This window comes from Nocardioides epinepheli, from assembly GCF_037936805.1.
Lineage (GTDB): Bacteria > Actinomycetota > Actinomycetes > Propionibacteriales > Nocardioidaceae > Nocardioides.
In genome coordinates this window covers 200,446-210,060 of record NZ_JBBMMC010000009.1, presented here as the reverse complement: position 1 = coordinate 210,060, position 9,615 = coordinate 200,446, and the positions used below count along the sequence as shown (strand labels likewise).

General features: G+C 71.2%; 8 protein-coding genes. 4 read left to right on the top strand and 4 right to left on the bottom strand.

The annotated features are described in order from the left end of the window. Positions 1-35: 35 nt before the first annotated feature. Both WMR31_RS14245 and WMR31_RS14240 read right to left on the bottom strand, forming a co-directional pair. Positions 36-845 carry an ABC transporter permease gene (locus WMR31_RS14245; protein ID WP_340539518.1) on the bottom strand — a complete coding sequence of 270 codons (810 nt, stop codon included), beginning with the start codon at positions 843-845 and terminating at the stop codon, positions 36-38. Next, positions 842-1,789: an ABC transporter ATP-binding protein gene (locus tag WMR31_RS14240; protein ID WP_340539517.1), complete on the bottom strand. Its 948-nt coding sequence runs from the start codon at positions 1,787-1,789 to the stop codon at positions 842-844. The genes WMR31_RS14245 and WMR31_RS14240 overlap by 4 nt, the downstream gene beginning before the upstream one ends. A 165-nt stretch (positions 1,790-1,954) precedes the next feature. Here WMR31_RS14240 and efeU point away from each other — a divergent pair, with 165 nt between their 5' ends. Genes efeU through efeB form a run of 3 tightly spaced genes read left to right on the top strand, consistent with a single transcriptional unit; the run spans position 1,955 to position 5,268 of the window. Continuing rightward, entirely contained in the window at positions 1,955-2,842 is an 888-nt protein-coding gene (gene efeU, locus WMR31_RS14235; RefSeq protein WP_340539516.1) for an iron uptake transporter permease EfeU, read from the top strand. Further along, positions 2,839-4,002 carry an iron uptake system protein EfeO gene (gene efeO / locus WMR31_RS14230; protein ID WP_340539515.1) on the top strand — a complete coding sequence of 388 codons (1,164 nt, stop codon included), beginning with the start codon at positions 2,839-2,841 and terminating at the stop codon, positions 4,000-4,002. Before efeU ends, efeO begins: the two co-directional genes overlap by 4 nt. 21 nt (positions 4,003-4,023) lie before the next feature. Next, positions 4,024-5,268 (top strand): iron uptake transporter deferrochelatase/peroxidase subunit, encoded by a 1,245-nt coding sequence (efeB, locus tag WMR31_RS14225; protein WP_340539514.1) that lies wholly within the window; start codon positions 4,024-4,026, stop codon positions 5,266-5,268. Positions 5,269-5,373: 105 nt separating this feature from the next. Here efeB and WMR31_RS14220 read toward each other — a convergent pair whose 3' ends face one another. Next, the gene (locus tag WMR31_RS14220; protein ID WP_340539513.1) at positions 5,374-5,850 is read right to left on the bottom strand and encodes a nucleoside deaminase; all 477 of its coding nucleotides are present in this window, start codon (positions 5,848-5,850) and stop codon (positions 5,374-5,376) included. A 27-nt stretch (positions 5,851-5,877) separates the two neighbouring features. After that, positions 5,878-7,518, bottom strand: a complete 1,641-nt coding sequence (locus WMR31_RS14215; protein WP_340539512.1) for an ABC-F family ATP-binding cassette domain-containing protein — start codon at positions 7,516-7,518, stop codon at positions 5,878-5,880. A gap of 224 nt (positions 7,519-7,742) precedes the next feature. Here WMR31_RS14215 and serA point away from each other — a divergent pair, with 224 nt between their 5' ends. Then, complete coding sequence (gene serA, locus WMR31_RS14210; protein WP_340539511.1) at positions 7,743-9,344, top strand: phosphoglycerate dehydrogenase; 1,602 nt, start codon at positions 7,743-7,745, stop codon at positions 9,342-9,344. Positions 9,345-9,615: the final 271 nt, after the last annotated feature.

Sequence of the window (9,615 nt, the reverse complement as noted above, 5' to 3'; positions counted from 1 at the left end):
TGACGACGCCGGGCCCTGCCGTGATTCGCGAGGGGCTACTTGACCTCGGACCGGAGCACGGTGAACAGTCCGATGGTCAGCGGGATGACCAGCCAGAACAGGCCGGAGACGCCGATCTGCGCCCACTGCTCGGAGGTCGGGCCACCCTCGAAGAGCGCCGACTGGGCGTAGTTGAAGTCGACCCAGCCGCGGATGTCCTCGAACCACTGCTGGCTGACCGCCAGGATGCTGGCGGCGGTCGTCAGCACGAAGTTGTAGACGAAGTAGAGGACGATCGCCGTCGGGGTGTTGCGGAACAGGACGGCGAGCATGAAGCCGACGGCCATGCCGAGGACGTTGGCCAGGGTGATGAGCACCAGCTCCATCACCGAGACGTTCCAGGTGGTGTCGACGCCGGCGATGGTGGAGCCCACCACGTTGCCGACGGCGCCGACGGCCATCGCGACGATCATCGAGACCACGCCCACCAGGAGGGCGGCGACGGCCTTGGCGCCGATCACCTTGCCGCGGTGGGGGATGAAGGTGAACGTCGACAGGCCGGTGCGCTGGCTCCACTCGCCGGTCACCGAGAGGATCGCGACGATCGGCAGGATCACGACCATCGGGAAGCCGATGGCCGAGGCGAACGACTCGTAGTCGAGCGAGGAGTCGGGCGCGAACAAGATGACCGAGACGGTGGCGAGCAGGGCGAGGATGCCGATGCTGTACATCAGCCACATCCCCGAGCGGGTGTCGAACATCTTGCGGAGCTCGACGCCGACCACCCGCGAGAACGGGATGCCGGGCATCGGCTTGCCGGGAACGGTCGCCTGGGCGGGGTGGGCGGTGGGGGCGATGGTGCTCATGCTGCTGCTCCGTTCGAGGACTGGCCGCTCGAGGACTGGCCGTTCGGGGTCTGGGTGAGGGCTTCGCGCTGGTTGCTGGCGGTGAGCTCGAGGAACATCTCCTCCAGCCCGGCGCCGTCGGCGGGCCGCAGCTCCATGAGCGCGATCCCGGCCGCGTGGGCGACCTTGCCGACGAGCTCGGCGTCGGCGTCGGCGCGCAGGCCGCCGCTGGTGGGGGTGGCGGTGATCGCGGACTCGGTGAGGGCACGAGCCAGGCCCTCGACGTCGCGGGAGCGCACCAAGGTGCCGGCCCCGGCCAGCAGCTCGGCCTTGGTGCCGTCGGCGACGATGCGGCCGTTGCCGATCACCACCAGGTCGTCGGCGATCACCTCGATCTCGTGGAGCAGGTGCGAGGAGAGCAGCACGGTGCCGCCGCGGTCGGCGTAGCCGCGCAGCAGGTCGCGCATCCAGCGGATGCCTGCGGGGTCGAGGCCGTTGGCGGGCTCGTCGAGGATCAGGGCGCCGGGGTCGCCGATCAGGGCGACGGCGATGCCGAGCCGCTGGCGCATGCCGAGGGAGTAGTTGCGCACCCGGCGCCGCGACTCCTCGGGCGTGAGGCTGACCAGCTCGATCATCTCGTCCACGCGGGAGGCGGGCAGGCCGAGCGTGCGCTGGGCGATGGTGAGGATCTCGCGCCCGGTGCGGCCCGCGTGCTGGGCCGAGGCGTCGAGCAGGACGCCGACCTCGCGCGCCGGGTTCGGCAGCTCCGCGAAGCGCCGTCCGGCGATGGTCGCGGTGCCAGACGTCGCGGGGGTCAGGCCGACCAGGATCCGCATCGTGGTCGACTTGCCGGCTCCATTGGGCCCCAGGAAGCCGGTCACGCGGCCCGGCTGCGCGGTGAACGAGACGTCGTCGACGGCGCGGAAGCCGCCGTAGGTGCGGGTGAGGTTCTCGACTGTGATCATGTCGAGAACTCTGGTCGCTGAGCCACCCTCTCCACATCGGGGACGACGCCGGACCCAACCCTGGTTCCCGACCCTGAGCCGGTCTCAGGGTCGGGAACGGTCTCCCCGACCCGATCTCAACCCTGGTTAGGCAAACCTAAGTGTTGAGGCGTACTCTCGTTGTTCGTGCTCAGTAACTTCCTGATCGGTCTGCGCGAGGGCCTGGAGGCCGCGCTGGTCGTCAGCATCCTGGTGGCCTACCTGGTCAAGTCCGAGCGCCGCTCGCAGCTGAAGTGGATCTGGCTCGGCGTCGGGATCGCGGTGGCCCTGAGCGTGGGCTTCACGCTCTATCTCGGCTTCCAGTCGCGGGCCCTCGACTTCCGCTCCAAGGAACTCCTGGGCGGCACGATGTCGATCATCGCGGTCGTCTTCGTCACCTGGATGGTGTTCTGGATGGCCGGGGCGGCCAAGAGCATCGCCGGCGAGCTGCGCGGCAAGCTCGACGCGGCGGCCGACAGCTGGCTAGGCGTCACGATCATCGCGTTCTTGGCCGTGGGCCGCGAGGGCATGGAGACCGCCGCGATCCTCTGGGCCAACACCCGCGACGCCACCGGGCGCGACAAGGCCGAGGGCTTCCAGACGACGTCGACGCCGCTGATCGGAGCCCTGCTCGGCATCGCCACGGCGGTGGTGATCGGCTACCTGATCTATCGCGGCGCGCTGACGATCAACCTCAGCAAGTTCTTCACCTGGACCGGCGCACTGCTGGTCCTGGTCGCCGGCGGGGTGCTCGCCTACGGCATCCACGACTTCCAGGAGATCGACGTGCTGCCCGGCTATGGCAACCACCTGTTCGACATCTCCGGGTGGTACGACGCCGGGTCGTGGTACGGCACCCTGCTGGCCGGCATGTTCAACTTCACGCCGACTCCCACCGTCTTGGAGGGGCTCGCCTGGATCCTCTACGTCGTCCCGGTGATGACCATCTTCCTCCTCCGGGCCCGCGGCCGACGCCGTCCGCAACAGCCCGCACCCGCTCCTGCCGGATCGCCACAGAAAGAAGCCACCTCGTGAAGACCCGAATCCTCCTGACCGCCGGACTCCTGCTCGCGGGGCCGGCTCTGGTCGCGTGCGGCACCGAGAGCACCAAGCAGGCCGAGGGCGGCCGGGCGTTCACCGTCGAGTCCACCGACGACGCCTGCACGATCTCCGGCGACGAGGCGCCGGCCGGCACCCTCACCTTCGATGTGAGCAACAAGGGCAGCGACGTCACCGAGTTCTACCTGCTCGGCGAGGACGGTCTCCGGGTCGTCGGTGAGATCGAGAACATCGGTGCGGGCAGCAGCAACCGGCTCACCGTCAACGCTCCGGCCGGCGCCTACTTCGCGTCGTGCCGACCGGGCATGAAGGGGGAGGGGATCCGCTCGGAGTTCACCGTGACCGAGTCGGAGGAGGGCGAGAAGCAGCTCAGCGCCTCCGACCAGGAGCTCGTCGACCAGGCCCTGGCCAACTACAAGCTCTACGTGCGCGACCAGTCCTCCCAGCTGTTGGAGAAGACCAAGCGGTTCGTCGACCTCTACAAGGCCGGCGACGACGACGCCGCCCGCGCGCTGTACCCGGTCGCCCGCACCCACTGGGAGCGGATCGAGACGGTGGCCGAGTCCTTCGGCGACCTGGACCCGAAGATGGACCTGCGCGAGGCCGACCTCGAGCCGAACCAGGAGTGGACCGGCTGGCACAAGCTCGAGAAGGACCTCTGGCCCGCCGAGGCCGGCGCCGACTACCAGCCGCTGACCAAGGCCGAGCGCGACAAGTACGCCGACGACCTGCTGGCCAATACCGAGGAGCTCGACACCCGGATCCAGGACCTCGACTACACCGTCGACGGCATCGCCAACGGTTCCCGCGGCCTACTCGAGGAGGTCGCCAAGGGCAAGGTGACCGGCGAGGAGGAGGCGTGGTCGCACACGGACCTGTGGGACTTCCAGGCCAACGTCGACGGCGCCCGAGTCGCCTTCGACGGCCTCAAGCCGATCGTGGAGAAGAACGACCCCGAGCTTGCCACCGAGCTGACCACCCGCTTCGGGGAGCTCCAGAAGCTGCTCGACGCCCAGCGCGAGGGCGAGGGGTTCAAGACCTACACCGACGTCAGCGAGGCCGACATCAAGGAGCTCTCCGACGCCGTGAACGCCCTCTCCGAGCCGCTCGGCCGACTCACCGCGGCCGTGGTGTGACCGATCGGCCATGATCATCAGATGAGCACGCCCCGGATCTCCAGGCGCGGACTCCTCGGCGGCGGAGTGGCCGCCGCCGGGGTGGCCGGCGCCTTCGCCGTCGGCCGCGCCAGCGCCGACGAGGGTGACTCCGGGTCGACCGCCGCCCGTTCCTACGCCTTCCGTGGTGAGCACCAGGCCGGCATCGTCACACCCGCGCAGGACCGGCTGCACTTCGCGGCCTTCGACGTCACCACCGACGACCGCGAGGAGCTCATCGGCCTCCTCCAGGACTGGACCGCCGCGGCCGACCGGCTGACCCGCGGCGAGGCCGCGGGCGAGGTCGGCCCCGTCGAGGGGGACCCGCTGCTCCCACCCGACGACACCGGCGAGGCGATCGGGCTGCCGCCGTCGGGTCTCACGATCACCTTCGGCTTCGGCCCCTCCCTCTTCGACCGCTTCGACCTCGCCGACCGACGTCCCAAAGCCCTGCGCCGGCTGCCCCACTTCCCAGCCGATGCCCTCGACCCGGCCAAGTCCGACGGCGACCTGTGCGTCCAGGCGTGTGCCGACGACCCGCAGGTCGCCGTCCACGCGGTGCGCAACCTGGCCCGGATCGCCTTCGGCCGCGCCTCGGTGCGGTGGTCGCAGCTCGGCTTCGGCCGCACCTCCTCGACCAGCACCTCCCAGGAGACGCCGCGCAACCTGTTCGGGTTCAAGGACGGCACCGCCAACCTCAAGGCCGAGGAGACCGCTGCCCTCGACGAGCACCTGTGGGTCGGCGCCGACGACGACCCGGCCGCCGCCTGGCTCGTCGGCGGCTCCTACCTCTGCGCGCGCCGGATCAACATGCGCATCGAGACCTGGGACCGCCAGCCCCTGGTGGACCAGGAGCAGTTCATCGGCCGCACCAAGGGCGAGGGCGGCCCGCTGTCGGGCGGCGACGAGTTCGCCGACATCGACTTCGACGCGATCACCGGCACCTCGCCGACGATGCCGGTCGACTCCCACGTGCGCGTGGTCCACCCCGACTTCCACGACGGCGCCCGCATGCTGCGCCGCGGCTACAACTTCGTCGACGGCAGCGACGCGCTCGGCGGCCTGAACGCCGGACTGTTCTTCATCGCCTTCGTCCGCGACCCCGACACCCACTTCATCCCCATCCAGAACACCATGGCGAAGACCGACGCGCTGATGGAGTACCTCAAGACCACCGGCTCCGCCCTGTTCGCCGTCCCACCCGGCATCGGCGAGGGCGAGTACGTCGGTCAGGCGCTGTTCGAGTAGCCGGCGGCGGTCGCTTGTTACCCACCGTTGTTACCTCTGGCCTGCTCTTGTAAGCGCAGGTCAGTAGTAACAACGGTCAGTAACAAGCCGGACGGGCCGCACACCTCAGGAGCGGCTCGAGCGCCGGTGCAGCTCGCGCATCCGGTCCTCCAGGGCGGGTGCGGGGCCGTCGACGGCGACCCCGGGGGCCACCTGCCCGATGGCGAGCGTGGTCACCGGGGCGGCATCCAGGCCCCACTCGGCGCGCCACCGGTCCAGCTGCGCGCTCGAGACGGCGTAGACGATCCGGCCCAGCCCCACCCAAGCGTGCGCCGCCGAGCACATCGCGCAGTGCTCCCCGGAGGTGTAGACGACGGCGCGGTCCCGCTCCTCGGGGGTCAGCGCTCCGGCCGCCCACCGGGCGATCTCGAACTCCGGGTGCCGGGTGGCGTCGCCGGTCTCGGTCTCGCGGTTGTGGTCCTCGAAGCGCACCTCGCCGTCGAGCACGACCAGGGAGCCGAACGGCCCGTTGCCGCCTTCGAGCGCCTGCTCGGCCAGGTCGGCGCAGCGTCGGAGGTAGGTCAGGTCCGCGTCGTCGATCATGCTCCAGCCTCGCACGCCGGCGGGTAGTCAGTCTTCGCCACCGAGCTCGACCACCCGGTCGATCCCGAGGTCCTCGAGGAAGCCCTGGTCGTGGCTCACGACGATCAGCGCGCCCCGGTAGGCCGACAGGGCGGAGACCAGCGCGTCGTAGGAGGCGAAGTCGAGGTTGTTGGTCGGCTCGTCCAGGAGCAGCAGCTGCGGCGCCGGCGCTGCCAGCAGCACGGCGGCCAGGCTGGCGCGGAAGCGCTCGCCGCCCGACAGCGTGCCGGCCGGACGGTCGGCACGCTCGCCGCGGAACAGGAAGCGGGCCAGGGCGGCGCGCACCGTGTTCGGGTCGACCCCGGGGGCGGCCGCGGCGACGTTCTCGAAGACGGTGAGCTCGTCGTCGAGCAGGTCCAGGCGCTGGGGGAGCAGGCCCACCGGCACACCCACCTCGACCCGCCCCGACGCCGGCGCGACGCGGCCGGTCACCGTGTGGAGGAGCGTCGACTTCCCGGCGCCGTTGCCGCCGACCAGCGCGATCCGGTCCGGGCCGCTGAGGTCGAGCCCGAGCTGGCCGGTGCCCGCGACCGCCACCCCGTTGCGCAGCACCAGGTCGTGCAGGCGCAGCACGACCCGGCCCCGCGGCACCGCGGTGTCCGGCAGGTCGACGCGGATCTCGCGGTCCTCGCGCAGCCGCGACTCGGCCTGCTCGAGTCGCTCGCGGGCCGCGCCGAGGCGCTCGTCGTGCAGCTTGCGGTAGCGGGCGGCGTTCTTCTCCGAGCGGTTCTGCCAGTAGTGCTGGGCGCCCTTGCCCATGTTGGAGCGGACGGCGTTGCGCGCGCCCTGGCGCTTGCGCTGGGCCAGCAGCCGCTCGGCCTCCGCGCGGTCGTTGCGCTGGCGCCTGACGTCGGAGCGAGCCGTCGCCACGGCCTGCTCGGCCGCCTCCTGCTCGGCCGCGACCTGCTCGGCGTAGGCGCTGTAGCCGCCGCCGTACCAGCGCACGGAGCCGTCGCGCAGCTCACCGATCCGGTCGACGTGCTCGAGGAGCTCGCGGTCGTGGCTGACCACGAGCAGCGACCCGGTCCAGGTCGAGACGACGTCGAGGAGTCGGTCGCGCGCGGCGGCGTCGAGGTTGTTGGTCGGCTCGTCGAGGACCAGGACGTCGGGCCGGGCGAGCAGGAGCCGGGCGAGTCCGAGCTGGACCACCTCGCCCCCGGAGAGCTCCCCGAGGCGCCGATCGAGCGCGTCGAGGGGCAGCCCGAGACGCCCCAGGGTCGCGATGGTGCGCTCCTCGATGTCCCAGTCGTCTCCGACCGCGTCGTAGTCGGCCGGGTCGACCGAGCCGGCCTCGATCGCACGCAGGGCACGCCGGGTCTCCTCGATGCCGAGGAAGTCGGGGACGGCCCGGTGGGCATCGAGGGTGAGGTCCTGGGGGAGGTAGCCGAGGCGCCCGGAGACGGCCACCTGGCCGCCGGTCGGGGCGATCTGGCCGGCGACCAGCCGCAGGATGGTCGACTTCCCGGCGCCGTTGGCGCCGACGAGCGCGGAGCGGCCCGGTGGCACCAACAGGTCCAGGCCGCTGAGCACGGGCGTGCCGTCGGGCCAGGAGAGATCGACTCCGGCGAGGGTGATGACCGACGTGCGAGCAGTGCTCGCCGTGGCGGGGACAGAGCTGTGGGCAGGCATGGAGAACCCCTTCGGGGGAGAGAGCAACGTGGACGTTGGTCTCAGATCTCCAAGGCAGCGCCTCTCGCCGGGGATGTGACGAGCACGAGGCTACGACACCGGCGATCCGATGGACCACCCAATATGGTCCGAGGGGTCTGGCCCGCGAGGTTCGGGTAGCGTGAGGCCGGCACAGCGTCGTGCGCCGCCACCTTGCTCCCAGCTCTGCCACCCCGAGGACCGCTGTGATCCACGCCGCCGATCGCGTCCCTGTCGTGCTCATCGCCGAGGAGCTGAGCCCGGCGACGCTCGCCGAGCTGGGCTCCGACTTCGACATCCGGCACTGCGACGGCGCCGACCGAGCGGCCCTGCTCGCGGCCGTGCCCGACGCCGACGCCCTGCTGATCCGCTCGGCCACCCGCGTCGACACCGAGGTCCTCGACGCCGCGCGCCGACTGCGGGTGGTGGCGCGGGCCGGCGTCGGGCTCGACAACGTCGACGTGCGCGCCGCGACGATGGCCGGGGTGATGGTGGTCAACGCCCCGACGTCGAACATCGTCTCGGCCGCCGAGCTCGCGGTCGGCCTACTGCTCGCCGCCGCCCGGCACATCTCTCCCGCGCACGCCGCCCTGCGCGAGGGGGAGTGGAAGCGGTCGCGCTACACCGGCGTGGAGCTGTACGAGAAGACCGTCGGCATCGTCGGCCTCGGCCGCATCGGCGTCCTGGTCGCGCAGCGGCTCGCGGCGTTCGGGATGAACGTGATCGCCTACGACCCCTACGTGCAGGCCGGCCGCGCAGCGCAGGTCGGCGTCCGCCTGGTCGACCTCGACACCCTGGTCGCCGAGTCGGACTTCATGTCGGTGCACCTGCCCAAGACCCCCGAGACCACCGGCCTGATCGGAGCCGCTCAGCTCGCCGCGGCGCGTCCCGGGCTCGTGCTGGTCAACGCGGCGCGGGGCGGCATCGTCGACGAGCAGGCGTTGTACGACGCCCTGGCCGAGGGGCGGATCGCGGGCGCCGGTCTCGACGTCTTCGCCAGCGAGCCGTGCACCGACAGCCCCCTCTTCGACCTCGAGAACGTCGTCGCGACCCCGCACCTGGGCGCCTCCACCGACGAGGCGCAGGAGAAGGCCGGCCTGTCGGTGGCGCGGTCGGTGCGGCTGGCGCTCTCGGGGGAGCTGGTGCCCGACGCCGTCAACGTCCAGGGCGGCCTGATCGCCGAGGAGGTCCGCCCCGGGATCCCGCTCACCGAGAAGCTGGGGCGGATCTTCACCGGCGTCGCGGGCGAGGTCGCCCAGCAGATCGACGTCGAGGTGCGCGGCGAGATCGCCGAGAGCGACGTCAAGGTCCTTGAGCTGGCCGCGCTCAAGGGAGTCTTCACCGACGTCGTCGAGGACTCGGTTTCCTACGTCAACGCGCCCCTGCTCGCGGCCGAGCGAGGTACCGAGGTCCGGCTCGTGGCGAACACCGAGAGCCCCGACCATCGCAACCTGATCACCCTGCGCGGCACCCTCGCCGACGGATCGCAGGTCTCGGTGAGCGGCACCCTGGTCGGCATCAGCCAGCGCGAGCGACTGGTCGAGGTCAACGGCTACGACATCGATCTCGAGCCCACCGACCACCTGGCGTTCTTCTCCTACCACGATCGGCCCGGCATGGTCGGCACGGTCGGACGGATCCTCGGTGAGGCCGGCGTCAACATCGCCGGGATGCAGGTCTCGCGCGATGCCAAGGGCGGTGAGGCGCTGGTCGCGCTGTCGGTCGACAGTGCGATCGACGGCGCGGTGCTGGCCGAGATCGAGACCGCGATGTCGGTGCGCACGGCTCGCTCGATCGACCTGGTCTGAACCGGCCCGAGGCGGCTCGCAGCCCGCTGTGCCGCGCCCTGGCGGCGGCACGGGTCTCGCCTGGTGGTCTAGACCTGTGGACTCGATTGTTACTCAGCGGGTCGTCCGAATACATTGTCGCGCGACCGAGCCTTCGGGCGGATGTCGGTCGGGGGGAGTTCTACACGCATGCGCACCAGCGCAGATATTCAAGGGGCCAGTGGGCCACGGGGGCTGAATCGACCCCGTCGCGCCGCGCTCAGGACCCGTATCGCACCGGCGCTCGTCGCCT

What these genes read in the sequence shown, in the direction of transcription:
- WMR31_RS14220 (WP_340539513.1), bottom strand. Translation starts at nt 5,850, where the DNA reads ATGATCGACGACGCGGACCTGACCTACCTCCGACGCTGCGCCGACCTG.
- efeB (WP_340539514.1), top strand. Translation starts at nt 4,024, where the DNA reads ATGAGCACGCCCCGGATCTCCAGGCGCGGACTCCTCGGCGGCGGAGTG.
- WMR31_RS14215 (WP_340539512.1), bottom strand. Translation starts at nt 7,518, where the DNA reads ATGCCTGCCCACAGCTCTGTCCCCGCCACGGCGAGCACTGCTCGCACG.
- WMR31_RS14240 (WP_340539517.1), bottom strand. Translation starts at nt 1,789, where the DNA reads ATGATCACAGTCGAGAACCTCACCCGCACCTACGGCGGCTTCCGCGCC.
- WMR31_RS14245 (WP_340539518.1), bottom strand. Translation starts at nt 845, where the DNA reads ATGAGCACCATCGCCCCCACCGCCCACCCCGCCCAGGCGACCGTTCCC.